The 21200-nt window shown below is 65.1% G+C and carries 19 protein-coding genes; 9 read left to right on the plus strand and 10 right to left on the minus strand.

What is annotated here, in order from left to right; translation table 11 throughout:
* Positions 1–103 precede the first annotated feature (103 nt).
* From ACZ0BA_RS28275 to ACZ0BA_RS28285, 3 genes are read right to left on the minus strand one after another with little or no spacing between them, the layout of a single operon-like run.
* Positions 104–1456, minus strand: a complete 1353-nt coding sequence (locus tag ACZ0BA_RS28275) for a hybrid sensor histidine kinase/response regulator (protein ID WP_463454450.1) — start codon at positions 1454–1456, stop codon at positions 104–106.
* A gap of 47 nt (positions 1457–1503) precedes the next feature.
* Positions 1504–2283: a 2OG-Fe dioxygenase family protein gene (locus ACZ0BA_RS28280; protein ID WP_463454451.1), complete on the minus strand. Its 780-nt coding sequence runs from the start codon at positions 2281–2283 to the stop codon at positions 1504–1506.
* Positions 2284–2288: 5 nt separating this feature from the next.
* Positions 2289–2759, minus strand: a complete 471-nt coding sequence (locus tag ACZ0BA_RS28285; RefSeq protein WP_463454452.1) for a MarR family winged helix-turn-helix transcriptional regulator — start codon at positions 2757–2759, stop codon at positions 2289–2291.
* Between the two features lie 172 nt (positions 2760–2931).
* On the opposite strand from ACZ0BA_RS28285, the gene ACZ0BA_RS28290 reads away from it, so the two are divergent.
* Both ACZ0BA_RS28290 and ACZ0BA_RS28295 read left to right on the plus strand, forming a co-directional pair.
* A complete protein-coding gene (locus ACZ0BA_RS28290) occupies positions 2932–4059 on the plus strand; it encodes an HD-GYP domain-containing protein (RefSeq protein WP_463454453.1) in 1128 nt (375 codons plus the stop codon).
* Positions 4060–4113: 54 nt separating this feature from the next.
* Positions 4114–5976, plus strand: a complete 1863-nt coding sequence (locus ACZ0BA_RS28295; protein WP_463454454.1) for a CHASE domain-containing protein — start codon at positions 4114–4116, stop codon at positions 5974–5976.
* Positions 5977–5998: 22 nt separating this feature from the next.
* Here the strand turns inward: ACZ0BA_RS28295 and ACZ0BA_RS28300 are convergent, their stop codons facing one another.
* Both ACZ0BA_RS28300 and ACZ0BA_RS28305 read right to left on the minus strand, forming a co-directional pair.
* The gene (locus ACZ0BA_RS28300; RefSeq protein WP_463454455.1) at positions 5999–6811 is read right to left on the minus strand and encodes a sugar phosphate isomerase/epimerase family protein; all 813 of its coding nucleotides are present in this window, start codon (positions 6809–6811) and stop codon (positions 5999–6001) included.
* Positions 6808–7644, minus strand: coding sequence for a phytanoyl-CoA dioxygenase family protein (locus tag ACZ0BA_RS28305; protein WP_463454456.1), 837 nt, complete (start codon positions 7642–7644; stop codon positions 6808–6810). The genes ACZ0BA_RS28300 and ACZ0BA_RS28305 overlap by 4 nt, the downstream gene beginning before the upstream one ends.
* A gap of 107 nt (positions 7645–7751) precedes the next feature.
* Between ACZ0BA_RS28305 and ACZ0BA_RS28310 the strand changes: the two genes are divergently transcribed.
* Positions 7752–8687, plus strand: coding sequence for a LysR family transcriptional regulator (locus tag ACZ0BA_RS28310; RefSeq protein ID WP_463454457.1), 936 nt, complete (start codon positions 7752–7754; stop codon positions 8685–8687).
* A 2-nt stretch (positions 8688–8689) separates the two neighbouring features.
* Here the strand turns inward: ACZ0BA_RS28310 and ACZ0BA_RS28315 are convergent, their stop codons facing one another.
* Positions 8690–9733: a M29 family metallopeptidase gene (locus ACZ0BA_RS28315; protein WP_463454458.1), complete on the minus strand. Its 1044-nt coding sequence runs from the start codon at positions 9731–9733 to the stop codon at positions 8690–8692.
* 168 nt (positions 9734–9901) lie between these two features.
* Between ACZ0BA_RS28315 and ACZ0BA_RS28320 the strand changes: the two genes are divergently transcribed.
* Positions 9902–10348, plus strand: a complete 447-nt coding sequence (locus tag ACZ0BA_RS28320) for a hypothetical protein (RefSeq protein WP_463454847.1) — start codon at positions 9902–9904, stop codon at positions 10346–10348.
* 93 nt (positions 10349–10441) lie between these two features.
* A complete protein-coding gene (locus ACZ0BA_RS28325; RefSeq protein WP_463454459.1) occupies positions 10442–10873 on the plus strand; it encodes an apolipophorin in 432 nt (143 codons plus the stop codon).
* A 22-nt stretch (positions 10874–10895) separates the two neighbouring features.
* On the opposite strand, the gene ACZ0BA_RS28330 is transcribed toward ACZ0BA_RS28325, so the two are convergent.
* From ACZ0BA_RS28330 to ACZ0BA_RS28345, 4 genes are all read right to left on the minus strand, one after another.
* Complete coding sequence (locus ACZ0BA_RS28330; RefSeq protein WP_463454460.1) at positions 10896–12902, minus strand: tetratricopeptide repeat-containing diguanylate cyclase; 2007 nt, start codon at positions 12900–12902, stop codon at positions 10896–10898.
* A gap of 267 nt (positions 12903–13169) precedes the next feature.
* Positions 13170–14969 carry an ABC transporter ATP-binding protein gene (locus ACZ0BA_RS28335; protein WP_463454461.1) on the minus strand — a complete coding sequence of 600 codons (1800 nt, stop codon included), beginning with the start codon at positions 14967–14969 and terminating at the stop codon, positions 13170–13172.
* Positions 14959–16713 (minus strand): ABC transporter transmembrane domain-containing protein, encoded by a 1755-nt coding sequence (locus ACZ0BA_RS28340; RefSeq protein WP_463454462.1) that lies wholly within the window; start codon positions 16711–16713, stop codon positions 14959–14961. Before ACZ0BA_RS28340 ends, ACZ0BA_RS28335 begins: the two co-directional genes overlap by 11 nt.
* 148 nt (positions 16714–16861) lie before the next feature.
* Complete coding sequence (locus tag ACZ0BA_RS28345; protein WP_463454463.1) at positions 16862–17758, minus strand: phasin family protein; 897 nt, start codon at positions 17756–17758, stop codon at positions 16862–16864.
* Positions 17759–18025: 267 nt separating this feature from the next.
* On the opposite strand from ACZ0BA_RS28345, the gene ACZ0BA_RS28350 reads away from it, so the two are divergent.
* The 4 genes from ACZ0BA_RS28350 to ACZ0BA_RS28365 all read left to right on the plus strand — a co-directional run bounded on the left by ACZ0BA_RS28350 (position 18026) and on the right by ACZ0BA_RS28365 (position 21089).
* The gene (locus tag ACZ0BA_RS28350; protein ID WP_463454464.1) at positions 18026–19300 is read left to right on the plus strand and encodes an amidohydrolase family protein; all 1275 of its coding nucleotides are present in this window, start codon (positions 18026–18028) and stop codon (positions 19298–19300) included.
* Between the two features lie 67 nt (positions 19301–19367).
* Positions 19368–19889, plus strand: a complete 522-nt coding sequence (locus ACZ0BA_RS28355) for a GNAT family N-acetyltransferase (protein WP_463454465.1) — start codon at positions 19368–19370, stop codon at positions 19887–19889.
* A gap of 4 nt (positions 19890–19893) precedes the next feature.
* Complete coding sequence (locus ACZ0BA_RS28360; protein WP_463454466.1) at positions 19894–20415, plus strand: GNAT family N-acetyltransferase; 522 nt, start codon at positions 19894–19896, stop codon at positions 20413–20415.
* A gap of 371 nt (positions 20416–20786) precedes the next feature.
* Positions 20787–21089 (plus strand): hypothetical protein, encoded by a 303-nt coding sequence (locus tag ACZ0BA_RS28365; RefSeq protein WP_463454467.1) that lies wholly within the window; start codon positions 20787–20789, stop codon positions 21087–21089.
* The last annotated feature ends 111 nt before the right edge of the window (positions 21090–21200 follow it).

Consider the following 21200-nt stretch of genomic DNA (forward strand, 5'->3'; position numbering starts at 1 on the left):
GTTGGAGGAGACAGTTCCAATATATCCCGATTTATGTTGCGGTGCAATACAGTAGAAATACTGTGTTTTTGTTGCCACATCACACAACTCAGGCGTAACAGCGCTATGCCCGGCGCGGCAGTGCCAGCGTAAAAGTGCTGCCGTGGCCGAAGTCGCTCTTGAAGAACAGCGAGCCGCCGATCAGGTTGGCCAGGTTCTGACACAGGTACAGCCCCAGGCCGGCGCCTTCCGCGTGCCGGGTCGAGGTCGAGTCGAGCTGCGAGAACGCCTGGAACAACTTGCTCTGGTCTTCCTCGCGGATGCCGGCGCCGCTGTCGGCCACCGAGAATTCGATGACGTTCTGGCCTTCGCCCGGGCGCAGCGCCAGGGTCACGCGGACGGTGCCCGTTTCGGTGAACTTGATGGCGTTGTTGCCAAGGTTGAGCAGGATCTGCGTCAGCGCGCGGCGGTCGGTCTCCAGCACCACCGCCCCCGGCGCCAGGTCGATTTCCAGCGCCAGTCCTTTTTGCACCGCCAGCGGGCGCAGCGTGTCGACGACGTCGGTGACCAGCTCCTGGCACTGCACGGTCTCCAGTTCCAGGGTCACCTTGCCGGCTTCGATCTTGGCCACGTCGAGGATGTCGTTGATCAGCGAGAGCAGATGGCGCGCGCTGGTGCGGATGGTGTTGAGCTGCTTGTCCTGTTCCGCCGTCAGCGGGCCGGGGAGCTTCATCAGCAGCGCGCCGGTGAAGCCGATGATCGCGTTGAGCGGCGTGCGCAGCTCGTGCGACATATTGGCGATGAAGGCCGACTTCATGCGGCTGGCCTCGGCCAGCTCCAGGTTTTTCAGCGCGATCTCGCGGTTGATGGTTTCCAGCTCGCCGGCGTGGTGGGCCAGGCGCATATTGAGCTCGATGACCTGGCGTTCGCGGGCCTGCAATTCGCTGTTGACCTGCACCGCCTGCTCGTAGGTGGAGATCAGCAGATCGAGGATTTGCTGGCGTTCGGCGTTGATGAAGTGCTTTTGATCGCCCAGGTAGAGGGCGATGCCGACTTCCATGTTCTGGTTCTTGCGCAGCTTCTGGTTCATCAGCATGTGGCCGATGCGGTTGAGCAGATAGTCTTCCGCGTACGGTTTGCGGATGAAGTTATCCGAGCCGCACTCGATGCCGCGGATGATGTCCTTCGGGTCCATCAGCGATGTCACCAGGATCACCGGGATGTCGCGCAGGTCCGGATCGGTCTTGATGGCGCGGCACAGCGCGTAGCCGTCCATTTCCGGCATCACGATGTCGGACAGCACCAGGTGCGGTTTGCGTTCGCGGATCGCCTCCAGCGCCAGCCGGCCATTGCCGGCCACGCGCGCCTTGTAGCGCATCGACTGGATCAGGCGGCGCAGTCTTTCGGCCTGGGTAGGGCTGTCTTCGACGATCAGAATTTCGATTTCGTCGGGATGTATCTCGTAGCTGGCGTCCACAGACGGCCCTCCTGTTGCTCTATTTAGCTGATGTGACTATATCGGATTTAGCTCTGAAGCAGGGGATTTTCCTGTCCCTGGAAGCCACCGGCGCGCCAGGTCAGCACCAGCGTGTCGCGGTGGCCGTGCCCGGACAGCGGCTGGATCGGCGTCGATTCGTGGATCACGGTGGCGTCGTCGAGCAGCAGCATGGTCCACGGCGCGGTCATCGTGAAGCGCTTGCCGTTCGGCCCATCGGCTTCGAAGATGCGAGTCTCCCCGCCCTTGATATCGGCGCGCGCGATCAGGATCACGGCGACGAAATCGACGCCGTCGCGGTGTGCGCCCTCGGGCGTCGGACGGCCGATGCCGTCGGTGGTGTCGATGCGGAACTGGTGCGCCTCGACGTACCATGGCTTGCCGGCGTGGGCTTCGCCGCGCACGGCCGCGCATACGCGCCCGATGGCGCCCACCAGCGCCTCCCAGGCCGGCTGCGCCACCGTCTCCGGCAGCATCGGCGCGAACAGGCGGTTCATGCCGCCGTGCAGGGCGTTGTACTCGAGCGGCTGCCAGTGGGCGCGGTGCGCCGTCTGCGTCAGCGCCGCGCCGTCCTGCACGAAGCACGAATGGCGGCGGCGCCGATAGCGCCCGCCGTCCTTCAGGTAGTTGTCCAGCTCCAGCGTGTCCCAGCTGGGAATCAGCGCATTGAGCTCGGCCAGCGGCACGCCGGCCAGCGCGGCCACGTCGTCCGGCGCCAGCAAGGCGTAGCCGGCGCCGCGCAGCGCCTCCACGGTGTCGCCGGGCGGCGTGAAAACAGGGGCGGAAATCGTCGGGGCGGAGGTCGTCATCGCGCTCAGTTGGCCGAGGCCATCAGGCTGGCGCGCAGCGCGTCGAGCTGCTGCTTCATGCCCACCACCTCGTCGAGGGTGCACTTGGTCGCCTGCAGGATCGACGGCGGTAGCTTGGCCGCCTCGTGGCGCAGCGCGTCGCCGTGCGGCGTGAGCGTGATGATGACCTGGCGCTCGTCGCTGGCGGCGCGGGTGCGGGTCAGCAATTCGGCCTGCTCCATGCGCTTGAGCAGCGGCGTCAGGGTGGCCGAATCGAGGAACAGGCGTTCGCCCACTTCCGAGACGGTCAGCTCGTTTTTCTCCCACAGCACCATCATGACGAGGTACTGCGAGTAGGTCAGGCCCAGGCCGCGCAACAGCTTGCGATAGATTTTACTCATCGCCAGCGATGTCGAATAGAGCGCAAAGCACAGCTGCCCGTCCAGCTGCGGTCCGGCGGCTGCCGTGGTGTCGTCGGGGGATTTTTTCGTGTTCATGTATCCATTATGGGTAGTGCGCTATACAATTGCAAGCGATGACGTGTAAAAATATTCTGGGGCAAGATTTGGCTGGTGATCCGGCGCCACTCAGTTATGATTGAGTCGAGATGCTGCGCGGACCAGCAGGCGACAGCGGTTGTATAGGACTAATCCGGGGGAGTAGCGGCACATGAATGTCAAAAAAGCCATCGTATTGATCGTTGACGAGGCTTCGGACAATCTGATCGAGATGCATCGGCTGTTGCAGAAACAGTACGAAATCCGGCTGGCCAACAGCGGCCGGGCGGCGTTATCGGTGATGCAACAGGTGCCGCGTCCGGATCTGGTTGTGCTGGACACGGCGCTGCCCGACCTCGATGGCTACGCCGTTTGCCAGCAGCTCAAGTCGAATCCCGACACCGCCGACATCCCGGTGATTTTTTTGCAACCGGCGGCCGACGACGACCAGGAGCGCGCCCTGATGGAAGGCGGCGCCGACGTCGTGGTCAAGCCGGTGGTGGGCGACGTGCTGCGCGCGCGGGTCGACACCCATCTGCGGCTGCGGCACGCGCAAGAGCTGCTCAAGCAGCAGCGCAACCTGCTCGAACACGTGGTCGAGGAAGTCACGCTGGAACTGAGCCAGATGCTCGACGCGATGATCTGGGCGTTGGCCTCATTGGCCGAAACGCGCGAGTACGAGACCCCCAACCACCTGCGCCGCGTGCAGCACTACGTGGTCGCCCTGGCGCGCCAGTTGCAGGGGCACCAGCGCTTTTCCGAAGAGCTCAGCGACGCCAATATCAAGTCGCTGTACAAGGCCGCGCCGCTGCACGACATCGGCAAGGTGTCGATCCCGGACGCCATCCTGCTCAAGCCGGACCGCCTGACCGAGGCCGAATTCGCCGTCATGAAAATGCACACGGTGTACGGGCGCGACGCCATCGCCAACGTCGAAAACCATCTTGGCTACACCAACACCTTCCTGCGCTACGCGCGCGAGATCACCTATTCGCACCAGGAGAAATACGACGGCTCCGGCTATCCGGAAGGCCTGGCCGGCGAGGCGATCCCGATGTCGGCGCGGCTGATGGCGGTGGCCGACGTCTACGACGCGCTCATTTCCAAGCGGGTCTACAAGCCCGCCTTTACCCACGAAACGGCGATGGAAATGATACGCCAGGCCAGCGGCGAGCATTTCGATCCCGACGTGGTGGACGCGATGCTCACGGCCGAGGAGGAATTCATGGCCATCGCCCAGCGCTATAGCGACAGCCAGGACGACGATGGCGCCGACTTGCTGCCGTTGTTCGCCACCTGACAAAGGCTCGAGATGCGCTCGCGCGGCTTACCGGCTTTCGCACTCGGCATCTGCGTGACGATCGGCATTTGCTTTGTGGTGGCCACCGAGCAGCGCGAGCAGGTGCGCGCGAACTTCCAGCGCGACGCCGACAAGGTCACGCGCGACACCGAGGTGCGGCTGCAGACCTACTTCGACATGCTGCTCAGTATCAAGGGCATGTATGCGCTGGACGACCGCGTCGACCGCGCCAGTTTCAACCGTTTCATCCGGGAGCTCAAGCTGGACCGGCGCTATCCCGGCTTCCAGGCGATCCAGTTCGTGCGGGTGGTGCCGGAGGAGCGGCTGGCCGCGTTCACCGAGGCGGTGCGGCGCGACACCAGCGTCGATCGCGGCGGCTATCCGGAGTTCCGCATCCATCCCGCCAGCCGCCGTCCGGTCCACTACATCGTCGAATACACCGAACCGCTGAAGGGCAACGAGAACGCCTTCGGCCTCGATCTGGCGGCGCTGCCGCCGCATGTGAAGTCGCTGGAGATGGCGCGCGACAGCGGCGACATCGTCGCCACCGAGCGTATCACGCTGGTGCAGGACGCCAGCGGCGAACCGGGTTTCGTGGCGCGCGCGCCGGTCTTCCGCAACGGCATGCCGACCGCAACGGCCGAGCAGCGTGACCAGGCGCTGGTGGGATTCGTCGCCATCGTCTTCCGCGTCAACACCTTGATGCGCGAAGTGATCGACGCCCCCTTGCTCGAGCACCTGCATGTGCGCATCGAGGACAGCGGCTACGGCGGCGGCGCCGCGCCGCCGGCCGCCGCCGACAGGCTGCTGTACGACAGCCACGGCAAGGTCGACGCCATCGAGCCGGCCAGATTGCTGCCGCTGGATCTGATGTCGCTCAAGGTGCTGCCGGTCGGCCATCGTCGCTGGCTGCTGCGCTTCCACGGCCACGACGGCTCGCGCTACGGCAGTTCGTCGATGCCGGTGCTGCTGATCGGCGTGGCGGGCTTGATCATCAGCGCCTTGATCGCGGCGTTGCTGGTGTCCGCGCGGCGGCTGACGGACACCAAGCACGGGCTGGAACACAGCCTGGCGGAGCTGGAGCGGCAAAAGAGCAACGTCGAACAGGCGCGTAGCGACCTGGCGTCGGTGGTGCAGACGCTCAAGCAGGCGCAGACCAATCTGGTGACGTCGGAAAAAATGGCGGCGCTGGGCGCGCTGGTGGCCGGCGTCGCCCACGAACTGAATACGCCGATCGGCAACAGCCTGTTGACGGCCAGTGCGCTGAGCGACATGGTGCGCGAATTCGAGCGGCGCCTGGCGTCCGACGGCGGCCTGAAACGCTCGGCGCTGGAGGCGCATCTGGCGGAGGCGCGCAAGGCTTGCGACATCATGAACACCTCGCTCACGCGCGCCGCCGACTTGATTACGTCGTTCAAGCAGGTGGCGGTGGACCAGGCCAGCGGCCAGCGCCGCAAGTTCCGCCTGGACGACGTGGTGCGCGACACGCTGGCGACGTACGCGACGCAGCTGCGGCGGCGCGTGTGCGAAGTCAGCGTCGATGTGCCGCAGGATCTGGAGTTCGATTCGTATCCCGGCAGTTTGAGCCAGATACTGAGCAATTTGATCGGCAACGCGCTATTGCACGGTTTCGACGGCAGGGAGTGCGGCACCATCACGATCCGGGCGCGGCGCAGCGCGGAAGGTTCGGTGACGCTGGAATTCCGTGACGATGGCGTCGGCATGACGTCCGGCACGCTGCACAAGATCTTCGATCCGTTCTTCACCACCAAGCTGGGACAGGGTGGCTCGGGGCTGGGGATGAATATCGTCTATAACATCGTGACCGGCGTGTTGCGGGGGGCGATACGGGTCGACGCCGAGGCTGGAAAAGGCACGTGCGTGACATTGGACTTGCCGGTCGATCCGCCACAATGACATTCGGGTATTTCCGCGATCGCTAATACCGCTCGCGCAGCAGCGCCAGCATCGCCACGTTCAGCTCCCACGCGTTCGATACTTCCTGCTGCGTGTAGGGCAGCGTTTGCGTGTACGGCACCGGTCCGAATTCCGGCGTCATGGTTACGCGTTCGGCGCCGGCCGCGCGCCGAAGGCGCACCACCTCGTCCCACCACGACAGATGCGCCTCCAGCGCCGCCCGCGATTCCGGCGCGCGGAAGTCCGCCACCTGCGGCCCTTGCGGATGGCCGACGCGCGCGTGGATATGACGCACGTGCGGCAACGTCGCCGCCAGCGTTTGCGGCTGGTCGTCCAGCAGCGATTCGCAGGCGCAGCACCAGTGCGACAGATCGGCCGTCAAGCGCAGCTCCGGCATCCGCTCCAGATACGGCAGCAACAGCATCGGATGCGCGCTGAAACGGCTGCGGTGGATCTCATGATAAATCGGCACGCCGTGGCGGCGCGAGATGCCGTCCGCCAGCTCCAGCAGCTCGCCGTTTTGCTCCGCCGTGAAGTAGTCTTTCCCTGTCTGTGAGTTCACATGCAGCGGCCTGGCGGCGCAGGCGTTGTTCAGCAAGGTCTCCAGCGCCGCGCGGTGCGCGTCGAAAGCCGGCGCCAGCGCGGTCTCCCATTGCGACGCGATCAATCCCAACCCGGCGGCGGCGATGCGGCCGGTCCAGTCGCCGCGCGCGGCGTCGTCCAGCGGCAGCGACATTTCGATGCCGTCGAAGCCGGCCGCCTTGACGCGGTCGATAAACACCTGCGGTTCCAGTGCGTTGTTGCCCCAGTGGGCGGCGAAGATTTGTACGATCAAAGGAAACCCCGCACCGGGAAGCTGGCGTCGCGCTGGATCCAGTTCAGCGGCGAGTACTCGGTGGCGGCGTCGGTGACGTGCAGCGTGTAGGCGTGGCGCGAAAACGCCGAGCGGTTCGGCGCGCTGTAGTGCGGCAGCAGGCCGTGGAAGCATACCAGGCTGCCGGCCTTGCATTCGAGCGGCACGGCGGTGCTGTCGTCCGGCCACGGCATGTCGCTCAGTTTTTCCATGCGCACGTCGTCGCCGGTGCGCAGGAAGCGTTCGCGCATCGGGCCGCGATGGCCGCCCGGTTCGGCCCACATGCAGCCGTTTTCCAGCGTCGCGTCTTCCAGCGCGAACCAGAACGTGGTCACGCTCACCGGGTCGGTGTCGAAGTAGGTGGCGTCCTGGTGCCAGCGCACCTCGCCGCCGATGCCGGGCTGCTTGAAGATGTACATCGATTGCCACACCTGGGCGTCGTTCAGGCCCAGGTCGCGGGCGACGGCGACCAGGCGGGCGTCGGCCGAGAAGGTGCGGAACACCGGATCGAGATCGTGCATCGCGTGGCCGATCTTGTTGATCGACAGCGACTTGTCCTGTTTCAGCTGGCCGTCCGGGCCGAACGCTTCCTCTTCGAAAAAGCAGCGTATCGTGTTATCGGAGCGCAGGAAGTAGTCGTCGGTGGTTTTTTCCTGCTCGACGGTGCTGAAGATGCCGGCGCCTTTCGGGTCGAATTCGTTGACAATCTGCGCGGCGCGGGCGCGCAGCGCGGCGATCTCGGCGGCGCTTTTGAAATTCGGCAGCACGATGTAGCCATCGCGTTGATATTGTTCTTTTTGTGCGTCTGTCAGCATGTGCGGCTCCGAAAGGATCATAACGATCAGTCATTGTAAGGCGACACAGATAGCCGAACAATGCGCAAAAGGTTGACACATTGTCGTGAAAATGGAGACAATCACGCATGGATCAGTTACGGGCAATGGAGATATTCGTCGAGGTGGCACGGCTGCGCAGCTTCAGCGAGGCGGGCCGGCGCCTGGGGTTGACGCGGGCGATGGTCAGCAAGCATATCCTGCAGCTGGAGGACCGGCTGCAAGCGCGCCTGCTGCACCGTTCGACGCGCGAGGTGAGCCTGACCGACGCCGGCCAGGCCTATCTGGCGCCGTGCACGGCGACGGTGGAGCAGGCGAGGGAAGCGGCGCGCGTGGTCGCGCACAGCGGCGCCGAGCTGGCCGGGCCGCTGCGGATACAGGCGCCGTCCAGCTTTGGCAGCGAATGGCTGGCCGGGGCGGTGGCCCGTTTCAATCTGCTGCATCCGCAGCTGTCGCCGATGTTGTACTTGGACGACGCGCTGCTCGATCCGATCGAGCATGGCTTCGACCTGACGATACGGGTGGGCGGCATCCCCGACGTGCACGCGCTGGCCATGCGGTCGCTGGCGCCTTGCCGGGGCGTGCTGTGCGCCTCGCCGGCTTATCTGGCGCGGCATGGCGTGCCGCAAATGCCCGAGGATTTGCATGACCACCGCTGCCTGCACTTCAGCCACCTGACCGACGGCACGGCGTGGCACTTCAGCAAAGGGGAGGAGCGGCGCACGGTGCGGGTGCAGGCCGCGTTCACGGCGAATAATGGATTGGTGCTGCAGCAGGCCGCGCAGCAGGGGCTGGGCATCGTCTACAACACCACCTTCCTGGCCTGGCGCGCGCTGCGCGAGGGCACCCTGGTGCCGGTGCTGGCCGACTGGGAGCTGCCGCTCAATTATCTGAGCGCGCTGTATCCGGCCAGCCGCCAGCCGTCGCCCAAGGTGCGGGCGTTGATCGACTATCTGGTGGCGGAGTATCAGCCGGATGGCCGGCCGGTGCCGCCGTGGGACCGTGATGCCGCGCCGCGGTTATAACTTCACTGCACGTGCCACGCGCCATCGCGGTACACCTGTTCATCGTCCAGATACACCGCCTCGGTCACCGCGAACACATCGACGTGATAGCGCGCCTCCTTGCGCTTGAACTGCGGCTTGGCGTACACGCCGTGCTTGGCGCCCAGCGACAGGTGGATGCCGCACATGCGCTCGAAGGTGCCGATGTCGTCCACCATGCAATCGCGCGAAAACGCCCGGTTCATGCCGAAACCGAGCTCGCGCAACCACACTTCGCCCTCGTGCGCGCGAATGATGGCGAGCATGTTGTCGAATTCCGGCGTGGCGTTTTCGGCCCCCACCACGCGGCCTTTTTCAACGATCAGGGTCACCGGCGTTACCGGCTTGTTGACCAGGAAGGCGGTGTCGCCAAAGACGAAGATGCGTACCCGCCCGTTGACCGCCTCCAGGTCGCGCGCCTCGGTGAACACCTCGCCCAGCGGGAATTGGCCGCCGACGTTGGTCATTTCGCTGTAGTCGCCGATATTGAGCTTGGCCGATTCGAACGGCGAGCCGAATACCAGCCGCGCGCCGTCGCCGCTGTCGACCACGCCGGATTGCGCGCGGTCGATGCGGGCCTTGAGCGCGTGGCCGACGCCGCGATAATAGGCCGGGTCGTAGGCCAGCGAAGCGATGTAGTGCAGTCCCTGCTCACCCGGCATACGCGACAGGTGCACGTGTTCGATCACCTTCAACCCGCGCTTGAACAACTCGATACGGATACGGAAGGCCTCGAGCCGGAAACTGGTCGACTGGATCAGCACCACCAGGTCGCCCGCCGCCATGCCGGCGAAAGCCGCCAGCACGTCCTCCGGCGAGACGGTGTCGAAGTCGACGAAGCGCGCGTCCGGCACCACGCGCCGGTAGGCTTCGGTCAGCGCCCGATTGAGGTCGGTGCGGGTGTCGTAGACGATCAGCGCGCCGCGCCCGGGCGCGTGTTCGATGGCCAGCGCCAGCGTGTCGCGCACGTTGCGCTGGGCGGTGTCGACCGCGTGCTCGGGAATGGCGCCGAAGCGGGAAGTAGTCATTAAGGAAACATGGTCTGCCGTGGGGGAATGCAGCATTATAAGTGCATTCATATGGCCATTCGCGCTGCCGCCACGCCGCAGCGCATTCTTCTTGTAATGACCCGGGGAGCGATATAGAATCAGAATATAGCCTAGCAGCAACTCCTTGGCATAACAACAGGACGCATGATGACGGTAATAATGGGACAGGATTTGCCGCTGGAGCGCCCGGATACGAACGGACGCGCCGCGTTGTTCGTGCCGACGGCCAGCATCAAGGAAGACGTGCTGGAGACGGTGCGCAAGGGTTCGGCCATTGTCGGTTTCGGCAACCATGACCGGACGTTAACCATCTATTACGAGAGCAATCGCTTCAACGAGCCGAATCTGGTCAAGTGGGAGCAGAAGGCGCGCAAGGCCTTCGAACGCCTGGCCGACAACCTGCCGACCGTGTCCAAGATGGTCAGCAAGCCGGAAAACTTCGAGCAGGTCGGCTACATCAGCAGCAAGGGCATCCTGATCCGGCGCATGGAAAAATTGTTGACCTGGCTGGAGACGTCCGACGCCGGCGATACCGGCCCGGCGTCGGAAAACATCGTTTTCACCCCGCCGCCGCCGCCCAAGAAAATCGACTGACCTGCTTGTCTCCCTGACATGATGTGCCGTGCGCTGCATCGTCGCCGTCTGCTGTATGTTAATGACAATATGTAATTCTCGAGGGAGATGATGATGGCTATTAATGCAAGCACGACCATTCGCGGCGCCGGCGCCTTGTTGCTGGCAACGGCCGCACTGCTGGGCGGTTGCCAGAAGAACGATCCGAGCGAGGCCGGTCCGGCCGAGCGCGCGGGCCGCAAGGTCGACGAAGTCGCGGCCAAGGCCGGCAGTGAACTGAGCCAGGTGCGCGACAACGCCGGTCAGCAAATGAGCGAAGCGGCCAAAGACACCGGTCAAAAAATCGACCGCGCCGCCGAGACGGCCGGGGAAAAGCTGGACCGGGCCGGCAATACCGCCGGGCAGAAGATCGACAGCGCGGCCACCACGGCCGGGCAAAAGTTCAACCAGGCCACCGATGCGGCCGGCCGCAAGCTGGAGCAGGCCGGCGAGAAAATGCAGGAAAAGGCCAAGGAACGCGAAGCAGCCGGTACGCCGCCGAAGTAAGCGGCCGGCCAGCAGTAACGAGTCAGGCGTCGGCGGGCGCCAGCGCCGGCACCGCCGCGTCCCCCGAGACCACGCTCAGGTCGACGAAACCGTCGCGCCAGGCACGTTCCAGATCCTGTTCGATGGCCTCCATCGACGTGCGCTCGAAGTTGGCGAAGCCGCGCACCCCATAGGCGCGGTTGCGGCCGTGCGATTTGGCCATGTACAGCGCCATGTCCACCAGGTTGACCGCACGCTCCCACGGCAGCGGCGTGTCGCCCGCAGTCAGCGGGAACGGTGAGAACCCCACCGACACCTTCACTGAAATCTCATGTCCCTGGTAGCGGATCGTCTGCGACGAGATACCCGTGAGTATCCGATGCGCGATGTCGTCCAGGCCGTGGCGCGGACTGGCCGGCAGGAAGGCCAGGAATTCTTCGCCGCCCCAGCGCACGATCATATCGGTCTCGCGCAAGGCGATGCGCAGGTTCTCGGCGATCATCTTGAGCACCGCGTCGCCGGCCGCGTGGCCGTAGGTGTCGTTGATGTTCTTGAAGTGGTCGACGTCGAGCAGGAACAGCGCGCCGACGATGTCGTTGCGGTGCTCGGCGCGCTTTTCCAGTTCCGGCGGCAGCTTCTCGTGCGGTTTGAGCCCGCGCATATACTCCTGGAAGTGGCGCCGGTTGTACAGCGACGTCAACGGATCGAGCGTCGATTGCGCCTTCAGTTCGAGGTTTTTCTCCTCCAGCTGCGCGTTGGCGTTGCGCACCTTACGGTACAGCATGCCGATCATCACCGAGGCCAGCCCGAACACCAGCGCCAGCAGCCACCAGATGCGCTGCTGCAGGCGGCGGTTGTCGATCTCTACGCTCTTGAGCTGGTTGTCCCGGCTGAGCAGTTCGATCTGGCGCTGCTTCTTCTCGGTCTCGTATTTTTCCTGCAACTCCAGCACGGCTTTCTGGCGCTGCTTTTCAAACAATTCGTTCGACAGCTCGCGCTCGCGATGATAGGCCGACAACGCGCCGGGCAGGTCGCCCGAACGTTCCAGCACTTCACCGTATTCGCGCAGCACCTGCTGCAGGTAGGGCTTGTTGTTTTCGCGCGCATAGCGGGCCATGCCGGCCTCGTACTGCGCCTTGCCTTCGGTGATGCGGCCCATCGCCAGGTAGGCCTGGGCCAGATTGATGCGCGCCACGGCGGTCGACGATTCGTCGTTGCTGCGCTGCGTCACGCGCAACGCTTCCAGCGCGTATTGCGCGGCGCGCGGGTAGTCGCGTTCCTTCAGATAGCTGTCGGACAGGTTGACCAGGGTCGAGCCGACCATCCGTTCGGCGCCCAGCTTGCGCACCAGCTCCAGCGTGCGCAACAGCGCCGCCAGCGCGCGCTTCGGTTGTCCGGAGTCGATCGCCAGCCCATATTCGGTGGTCTTGGCCATCGCCATGCGGCCCGGCGAATTGAGTTTTTCGGTTTCGGCCAGCAGATCCACCAGGCTGGCGGAGGCTTTGTCGAACTCCTTCATCTGGGTGTAGAGCGTGGTCAGCGCGTTGAGCGCGGCGGCCGGCATCGCCGGATCGTCCTTGACGGTGCGCGACAGGTCCAGCGCCTGCTGCAGCTTGACCAGCGCCGGCGGGAAATTGCCCTGCTCGGCGTAGCTCTGGCCGGCGGTGATGGTGGCTTGCGTGCGCAGCGCGGCGTTGTCGGTGCTCATGGCCAGTTTTTCGGCCTCGAACGCGAGCGCGTGCGCAGCTTCGATGTCGGCGTTGGCGGACAGCACGTAGGTTTTGCTGAGCATGCCCTTGGCGATGATCACGTTGTCCTTCAGGCTTTTGCCGTAGGCGATGACCTGATCGGCGTTGGCCATTGCCGCGGCGTTGTCGCCCATGCGCATGCGCGAGGCGCTCATCTGGGCCAGCAGTTCGGCGCGCGCGTAGGGCGATTTGTCGGCGACCTCGGGCTGCAGGACCAGCAGTTCGGCCAGCGCCTTGTCGGGGACGAAGCGGCTTTGCTCGCGGATGTCGAACAGTCGGCTGTTGAGGGTGGCCTCGTCCATCTGTGCAAGAGCTGCCGAAGGGCATAGCAAAACAGCCGCCGTCAGGGCGCCAGCACGTAGCCGCATCAACGCATGGGTCCACTGCCTGCTGTTTCTCTTCACCGCCAACGCCACGCCCCCTGAAAGCTCTCCGCCACTGCGGAGTAGTTGGGGGTAATTATATTCTTGTTGCAACTACGAAAGTCCGTGGCGCGCGTATTTTTCCTCGAAAGCGCACACCCGTGCTAAAGGGTGTTGCGCTGTTGAGAAATCCGCAAGAATGGGAATTTAAGCGGCCAACTGCTGCAATAAATACAGCCGCTGATACAGGCCGCCGTCGATCTGCATCAGCTGCTCGTGCGGCCCGGTCTCGGTGATGCGGCCGTGATTGAGCACGATGATGCGGTCGGCGTCGCGGATCGTCGACAGCCGGTGGGCGATAGCGATCACCGTCACCTTGCCGCGCAACTCATCCATCGCCACCTGCACGATCTGCTCGGTTTGCGAGTCGATGTGCGAGGTCGCCTCGTCCAGCAGCAGGATGCGCGGCTGTCCGGCCAGCGCGCGGGCAATCGCGATCAGCTGCTTCTGGCCCACCGACAGGCGCGAGCCGCCTTCGCCCAGCGGCGTGTCGTAGCCCCGGTCGAGCGCCGCGATGAAGTCGTGCGCGTGCGCCGCGCGCGCAGCCGTTTCGATCTGCGCCTGGGTCAGGCCGCGTCCCATGTCGATGTTCTCGCGGGCCGAGGCGGCCAGCAGGAACGGGTCCTGCGGCACCAGCCCGACCTCGGCGCGGAAGCGTTCGTTGTCGATCTCGTCGAGCGGCACGCCGTGGATGGCGATGCTGCCGTGGCGCGCCGGGTAAAAGCGCAGCAGCAGCGACAGCAAGGTCGATTTGCCGCTGCCGGTGTGGCCGACGATGCCGAAGAACGACCCTTGCGGGATCTCCAGCGACAGGTCGTGCAGCACCGTCTGGCCTTCGTTGTAGGCGAAATTCAGGTGGCTGATCGCCACCGCCGGCGTGGTGCCGTCGTCGCGGCTGTCGGCGGCGGCGTTGCCTGCGTTGCTGAGCGATGCGGCCGAATGCTCGTTGGCGGTCGGCTCGTCCAGCAAGGTCGCCACGCGGGCGCTGGCCACCACCGCCTGCTGCAGTTGGCTGAACTGCATGGTGATCTGGATCAGCGGCTCGATCACGCGCGCCAGGTAGCTGATGAAGGCGTACAGCACGCCCACTTCGGTGGCCGTCATCTCGCGGTTGCCGAACATGAAAATCACCGCCGCCAGCAGGATGATGTTGAACAGGTCCAGCGCGGGACGCAGCAGCCAGGCGTTGGCGCGCAGTTCGGCCAGTCGCGCCGTGTAGTGGTCGTGGTTGGTGGCGGCGAAGCGGGCGCCAAAGCGGGCCTCGGCGTTGTTCGCCTGCAGCACGCTCATGCCGCCGATCGACTCGGCCATCTGGCCGTTGATGTCGCTGCGCAGCGCGCGGGCGCGGGTGACGGCCGGCGCGCTCCAGCGCTGGTATAGCCAGACGATCACCAGCACCGCCGGCAGCAGCGCCAGCACCATCGACATCAACCGCCAGTCCAGCCAGGCCATCGCGGCGATGGTGCCGAGCAGGACGATGGTGCTGTCGAGCATGACGAACAACACCTGGATGTACAGGTTCTTGACGGCCTCGGTGTCGTTGGTCACGCGCGAGACCAGCTGGCCGGTGATGGCGCGGTCGAAGAACGACATCGGCAGCAGCAGCACGTGGCTGTAGACCATTTGCCGCAGCCGCATCACCGAACGCATCGCCAGGCCGGACAGGCGAACCAGCTGCAGGTAGCGCAGGCCGCTGGCGATCCAGCCGGTCAGCAGCAGTCCGGCCAGCAGCGCGGCCATGCGCGGCCAGTCCAGGTGGCGCGGCAGCAAATGTTCGTCGATCAGCGCCTTGCCCATGATGGGGCCGAGCACCTCCAGCAGCGCGGCCAGCATCAGCCACATGACGGCCCAGCCCAGGTGGTGCTGGTCGGGGCGCGCGGCGCGGTGCAGCAGCGCGAACGCCTGGCGCATCTGGCCGCCGGTTTTTTCTTCGGTATTAGAGGGCATCGAGACTGGCTTCCAATTGTTGATAGCGCCACTGGCTGGCATACCAGCCATCCTGCGCCAGCAGTTGTTCGTGGCTGCCGGTTTCGCTGATGCGGCCGTCGCGCAGCACGACGATCAGGTCGGCGTTGACGACCGCGCTCAGGCGGTGGCTGGCGATGACGGCGCTGCGTCCCGGGCGCGCCCGGCGTAGTTCCTCGAGGTGTTCGAGGATGCGCGTTTCGGTGCCGGTGTCGACCGCCGACAGCGCGTCGTCGAGCAGCAGCAGGTCGTTGTCGGCCAGCAGCGCGCGGGCGATGGCCACGCGCTGGCGCTGGCCGCCGGACAAGGTAATGCCTTTTTCACCGACCTCGGTTTCGTAGCCGTTGGGGAACTTGAGGATGTCGTCGTGGATGGCGGCCAGGTTGGCGGCGTGTTCGACCTGCGCGCGGGTGGCGTCGGGCCGGGCCAGCGCGATGTTGTCGGCGATCGACGACGAGAACAGGAACGACTCCTGCGGCACCCAGCTGATGGCCGCGCGCAGCGCGTGCAGCCGGTACTGGTCGAGCGGCTGGCCGCTCCAGCGCACGCTGCCCGATTGCGGCGTGAGCTGGCGCATCAATACGCGCAGCAAGGTCGATTTGCCGCTGCCGGTGGGACCGACCAAGCCCAGGGTCTGGCCGGGCTTGAGTTCGAGCGTGATGCCGCCGAGGGCCGGTGTCGATTGCTCCGGGTAGGCGTAGCCGACGCCGCTCAGCGCTAGCGGGCCGGGTTCGACCTTGGTCAGGCTGCCGCGGTCGTCGATGGCCAGCGGCGCGTCGAGCATCGGTTGCAGGCGCGCCCAGGCGGCCCGTCCGCGTTCGATCAGCGACAGCACCCAGCCGGCCGCGAACATCGGCCAGATCAACTGGCCCAGGTACATGGTGAAGGCGGTCAGCGAGCCGATGGTCAGCTGGTTTTGCCACACCAGATAGCCGCCGACGCCGATGGTCAGCGCGCTGGCGGCCGTCAGGGTCAGGCCGACGGCCGGTTCGTACGCCGCTTCCCACACCTGTGCGCGCAGGCTGGCGTCGGACGCATGCCGCGCCAGTTCGCCAAACTGTTGGGCGCTGCGCTGTTCCAGGCCGAGCGCGCGCAAGGTGCGCACGCCGGACAGGGTTTCCTGCACGTGGTCGTTCAGGTCGCTGAAGCGCTTGAGCGAATCGGTCGAGGCGGTATGGATGTGGCCGGAGATGTACCAGAACGCCCAGCCCATTAACGGAAACGGCAGCAGGGCGACGCAGGCCAGGCGCCAGTCGACGCCGAGCAGCATCACGCCCAGCACCAGCACCAGGGTCAGCGCGCCGTCGAAACCGGCCAGCATGGCCTCGCCGGCCGCCATCTCGATGGCGTCGATATCGTTGGTGGCCAGCGCCATCAGGTCGCCGGTGCGCTGGCGCTGGTAGAAGCCGGCGCCCTGCAGCGACATGCGCGCGTACAGCCGGGTGCGCAGCGATACGCCCAGCTTGTAGGCGGCGCCGTACAGGATCTGGCGCCAGGCCACGCGCAGGAAATAGATGGCCAGGCCGATCAGCAGCAGGCCGCCGATTTCCATCAGCAGGGCGTTGCCGGACAAGGTATGGGTGGCCAGGCCGTCGATCATGGAGCCGACCTTGCGCGGCACCCAGACGGTGAGCGTCGCCACGCCGGCCAGCATCAGGCCGGAGACGGCATAGGCGCGGCTGTGCTGGCGGACAAAGCCGCCAATCAGCGCTGAAAGTGTAGACATGTTGCCTCGGAATAGCGTGAGGCCGGCGGAACATTGCCGGCGCGTAGTCCGCTAGGATACAGCAAGGCAAAGAAAAGCGGGCCGGGGCCCGCTGGTGTGAAGCGTGTACGCGATGCGCGCACGCATAGTGCTTTTGCTCAATGCGAACTTACTTCTTGCCTTTGCCGCCGCTGATCATGTCCAATTGCTTGGCAGGCGCTGGTTTGCCTTTCGGCGCCACTTCCTTCAACTTGGACGGCTTGCTCTCCGGCGCCAGCGCGATCGGCTTTTGCGACGGCACCGGGAACGACGATTTGACCGAGGAAGGCTTCAATTCGGCTTTGACATCGGCCTTCACCTCGACCGGCGCTGGCGGTTCGATCGGCGCGGCGGCCGGCTTCGGTTTGGCCGGCACCTTGGCCGCTTTCTGCGCGGGCGCTGCCAGCGGTTCGTTGGCCGAGGCGGTCGATGCCTCCGCGATCACCGGTGCGTTGTCTGGCGTGGCGACGGCAGCCGATACGGCGGCGGCCAGGGTTTGCGGCGGCGCGGCCGGTTCGCTGGCTTTGGCGGCCGGAGCGGGGGTGGCTGCAGCGGCAGGCGCCTCGCCGACCGGAGCGATCGAGGCCAGCGGTGCGGGCTTGGCGACGGGTGCAGGGGTGGCAACGGCTGCTGCCGCAGCCGGCTTGGTCGGCACCGACAGCGGGGCCAGCGGCGACGCCTTGGCCAGCTCCTGCGCCTGCAGGATGCCGCTTTGCGCGCTTTGCAGCAGCTCGGTCTGGGCGGCGGTGGCGATGTTGACTAATTGACGGCCGTAGGCCAGCAGATTGTCAAAGCTGGACGGCTGCGCCGCGTTCAGGCTGAACAGCTCCTTGGGATCCTTGGCTTCCAGCAGCTTCCTGGCGGCGGCCGACGATTTTTCGACCGAGGCCTTGGTGGCGTTGATGTTCAGCGCCAAAACTTTTTCGGCGCTGTCGACGGCCGTGCTGGCAAAGGTGTTGAAAAACTTAAACTGTGCTTCCAATTGCGATTTCGTGACGGCGGAAAACTGTTCGGTAAGCGAGGACATGGTTTCTCCTGGACGAGATGTAACGTCTGTTGCGATGCAATATAAGAACATTCTAGCGACGAACATCAGACTTGGAAAGTTATTTTTTGTACCATTTAAGAAAGAATGCTGTTAGGAAAAATGCGGGCTAGACACTATTTCGCCGAAGTTTGATCCAGCGCAAAATGTGTTCGCGAACGGCCTTGATTGCTGCGGCGCAATAAGTGGTGGTTTTGCGGGAAAGTGACTACAATCGGCTTACTGAAAATCAATGCCGGGAGCGTCCACATGGATGTAGTCATCCGCAATGCCAATCTGGCCGACGGCCGCCAACGTGTCGATATCGCCATCGAACACGGGCGCATCGCCGCCCTCGGCCCGGCGCTGCCCGTAACGGCCGCGCGCGAGATCGACGCCAGCGGCGACCTGGTCAGCGCGCCTTTCGTCGATGCGCATTTCCACATGGACGCCACGCTCAGCTACGGCCTGCCGCGCGTCAACGCCTCCGGCACCTTGCTCGAGGGCATAGCGCTATGGGGCGAGTTGAAGCCGGACCTGACGCAGCAGGCGTTGATCGAGCGCGCGTTGCAGTATTGCGACTGGGCCGTGGCGCGCGGGTTGCTGGCCATCCGCTCGCACGTCGATGTGTGCGACGACCGCCTGCTGGCGGTCGAGGCGTTGCTGGAGGTCAAGCGGCTGGTGGCGCCGTACCTGGACTTGCAGCTGGTGGCGTTTCCGCAGGACGGGGTGCTGCGCAGTCCGACCGCGCTGGGCAATCTCAAGCGCGCCATCGCCATGGGTGTCGACGTCGTCGGCGGCATTCCGCACTTCGAGCGCACCATGGCCGACGGCGCCGAATCGGTGCGCATTCTGTGCGAATTCGCCGCCGACAAAGGCTTGCGCGTCGATATGCACTGCGACGAATCGGACGATCCGCATTCGCGCCACATCGAAACGCTAGCCTATGAAAGCAACCGGCTCGGCCTGCACGGCCGGGTGACCGGCTCGCATCTGACGTCGATGCATTCGATGGACAATTATTACGTCAGCAAACTGTTGCCGCTGATCCGCGAGGGCGGCGTCGCGGCCATCGCCAATCCGCTGATCAACATCACCTTGCAGGGGCGCCACGACAGCTATCCGAAGCGGCGCGGCATGACGCGCGTGCCGGAAATGCTGGCGGCCGGCATCGACGTCGCCTTCGGCCACGATTGCGTGATGGACCCATGGTACAGCCTGGGCTCGGGCGACATGCTGGAGGTCGCGCACATGGGCCTGCATGTAGCGCAGATGACGGGGCAGGACGCGATGCGGGCCTGCTACGAAGCGGTGACGACGACGCCGGCACGCATCCTCGGGCTGGAGCATTACGGCATCGCGGTGGGCAACCATGCCGACCTGGTATTGCTGGACGCGGGCGACCCGGTCGAGGCGATCCGGCTGCGGGCGGCGCGGCGCATGGTCATGCGGCGCGGCGAGGTGATCGCCGAATCGCCGCGCGCGCATGCGCGGCTCAATTTGCCGGGACGCCCGGACGGCGTCAATTTCCGCCTGAACCGTTAGCGGCTGGACTTGCCGGCGGAAATCCATGACAATCGGGCATGGTTTTACCACCTCGCCTGGAGCCGACTTGAAAGAAATCGCCATACGCGCCGCCACGGAAGCCGACTTCGGCGCCATGTGGGATATCGCCCAGCAACTAGTCGCCAGCGGCGGCGCCTATTTCTTCTCCGCCAACACCAGCCGCGACGATTGCCATGCGTACTGGTTCGGGCCGGGCGTGCAATCGTACGTCGCGCTGCTCAACGGCGAACGGCTGGTCGGCATGTACCGTCTGATCCCCAACCAGCGCGATCATGGCGCCCACGTGGCCAGCGCCTCGTTCATGGTCAGCCCGGCGGCGCAGGGCGTCGGCGTCGGCAAGCTGCTCGGCGCCGACTGCCTGGACCGCGCCCGCGCCCAGGGCTACCTGGCGATGCAGTTCAACTTCGTCGTCAGCTGCAACGTCCCGGCCGTGCTGCTGTGGAAAAAACTCGGCTTCTCCATCGTCGGCACCTTGCCGCGCGCTTATTACCACCAGTACCTGGGCTACGTCGACGTCTACGTCATGTACCAGTTGCTGGACGACCCCTCCAATTGGCCCGACGCCTGACTTCATGCATATACTGGACACCGAACGCCTGCGCCTGCGCACCATCGAAATCGACGACGCCGCGTTTTATTACGAACTGGTCAACGATCCGACCTGGCTGGAATTCATCGGCGACAAGGGCATCCGCAGCCTCGACGATGCGCGTACCGCCATCATCGACGGTCCGCGCGCGATGCAGCAGCGTTGCGGCCATTCGCTGTATGTGATGGAACGCAAGAGCGACGGCAGGGCGCTCGGCCTGTGCGGCTTGATCCGGCGTGATACGTTGCCCGACGCCGATATCGGCTACGCCATCCGGCCCGAGTTCTTCGGCCAGGGTTACACCCACGAAGCGGCGGTCGCCGTGCTGGCCCACGCGCGCGCGCTTGGCATGCAACGCGTGCTGGGCTTGACGGACCCGGGCAACGTCAACTCGATCGCACTGCTGCACAAGCTGGGGCTGACGTTAGTCGAGACCAGGCCGCTGCCGCCCAATGATCGTCCTACCAATATTTACGCCATCGAGTTTCCTTCGACGTTGAACTGATCTGTTGCAACGGCGCGAAAACCCGGATTTGCAGCCCGCCGGTCTTGGCATCCTTGCGCCGCAAGCGGGCGTTACCCTGGCGGTGACCCTGGTGGTCGGCTGCGTGACGGTGTTCTGGTTGATCAAGAGCATCACCGTGCCCTTGCACGCGGCCGTCGGCGTGGCGCGAACGGTGGCCGGCGGCGACTTGCGCAGCGAGGTGCGGGTCGATAGCAAGGATGAGATCGGCGAGCTGCTGGGTGCGCTTAAAACCATGCAGACCAATCTGAGCGGCATCGTCGGCAAGGTGCGGGCCGGCACCGAGACCATCCAGGGCGCGAGTCAGTCGCGTCGAGGCCGGCAGCCGGCTGGCCGGGCAGGCCGGAGAAACGATGGGCGAGGTGGTCAGCAGCGTGCAGCGGGTCACCGTCATCATCGGCGAAATTTCGGTCGCCAGCGGCGAGCAGCGCGAAGGCATCGAGCAGGTCAGCATCGCCATCAGCCAGATGGACAGCGTGACCCAGCAGAATGCCGCATTGGTGGAGGAGGCCGCCGCCGCCGCCGAAGCGTTGACGCAGCAGGCCGAAAGCCTGTCGGAGGCGGTCAGCATCTTCAAGCTGGAGGAGCCGGGCCATGGGCACGGCCGGGGCGCGCGATTGCCGCCGCCGAAACGGCGTCCGCTGCTGCCGGCTTGAGCACCATCTGAGCCGTGTTTGACGCCCGTCAAGCGGCGCGTCGAACGCGCCTTGTTGACTGGCAGTATCCATTATGATTCGCTCTTCACCGCTGCACCAAAAGAAGAGGGA

The sequence above is a fragment of the Duganella sp. AC917 genome, assembly GCF_979258245.1.

Excerpts from the sequence above, each read along its gene's own strand:
- ACZ0BA_RS28285 (WP_463454452.1), bottom strand. The coding sequence starts at position 2,759 with ATGAACACGAAAAAATCCCCCGACGACACCACGGCAGCCGCCGGACCG.
- ACZ0BA_RS28350 (WP_463454464.1), top strand. The coding sequence starts at position 18,026 with ATGGATGTAGTCATCCGCAATGCCAATCTGGCCGACGGCCGCCAACGT.
- ACZ0BA_RS28320 (WP_463454847.1), top strand. The coding sequence starts at position 9,902 with ATGACGGTAATAATGGGACAGGATTTGCCGCTGGAGCGCCCGGATACG.
- ACZ0BA_RS28335 (WP_463454461.1), bottom strand. The coding sequence starts at position 14,969 with ATGCCCTCTAATACCGAAGAAAAAACCGGCGGCCAGATGCGCCAGGCG.
- ACZ0BA_RS28315 (WP_463454458.1), bottom strand. The coding sequence starts at position 9,733 with ATGACTACTTCCCGCTTCGGCGCCATTCCCGAGCACGCGGTCGACACC.
- ACZ0BA_RS28360 (WP_463454466.1), top strand. The coding sequence starts at position 19,894 with ATGCATATACTGGACACCGAACGCCTGCGCCTGCGCACCATCGAAATC.
- ACZ0BA_RS28305 (WP_463454456.1), bottom strand. The coding sequence starts at position 7,644 with ATGCTGACAGACGCACAAAAAGAACAATATCAACGCGATGGCTACATC.
- ACZ0BA_RS28340 (WP_463454462.1), bottom strand. The coding sequence starts at position 16,713 with ATGTCTACACTTTCAGCGCTGATTGGCGGCTTTGTCCGCCAGCACAGC.
- ACZ0BA_RS28325 (WP_463454459.1), top strand. The coding sequence starts at position 10,442 with ATGGCTATTAATGCAAGCACGACCATTCGCGGCGCCGGCGCCTTGTTG.
- ACZ0BA_RS28280 (WP_463454451.1), bottom strand. The coding sequence starts at position 2,283 with ATGACGACCTCCGCCCCGACGATTTCCGCCCCTGTTTTCACGCCGCCC.
- ACZ0BA_RS28365 (WP_463454467.1), top strand. The coding sequence starts at position 20,787 with ATGGGCGAGGTGGTCAGCAGCGTGCAGCGGGTCACCGTCATCATCGGC.
- ACZ0BA_RS28345 (WP_463454463.1), bottom strand. The coding sequence starts at position 17,758 with ATGTCCTCGCTTACCGAACAGTTTTCCGCCGTCACGAAATCGCAATTG.
- ACZ0BA_RS28330 (WP_463454460.1), bottom strand. The coding sequence starts at position 12,902 with ATGGACGAGGCCACCCTCAACAGCCGACTGTTCGACATCCGCGAGCAA.
- ACZ0BA_RS28290 (WP_463454453.1), top strand. The coding sequence starts at position 2,932 with ATGAATGTCAAAAAAGCCATCGTATTGATCGTTGACGAGGCTTCGGAC.
- ACZ0BA_RS28310 (WP_463454457.1), top strand. The coding sequence starts at position 7,752 with ATGGATCAGTTACGGGCAATGGAGATATTCGTCGAGGTGGCACGGCTG.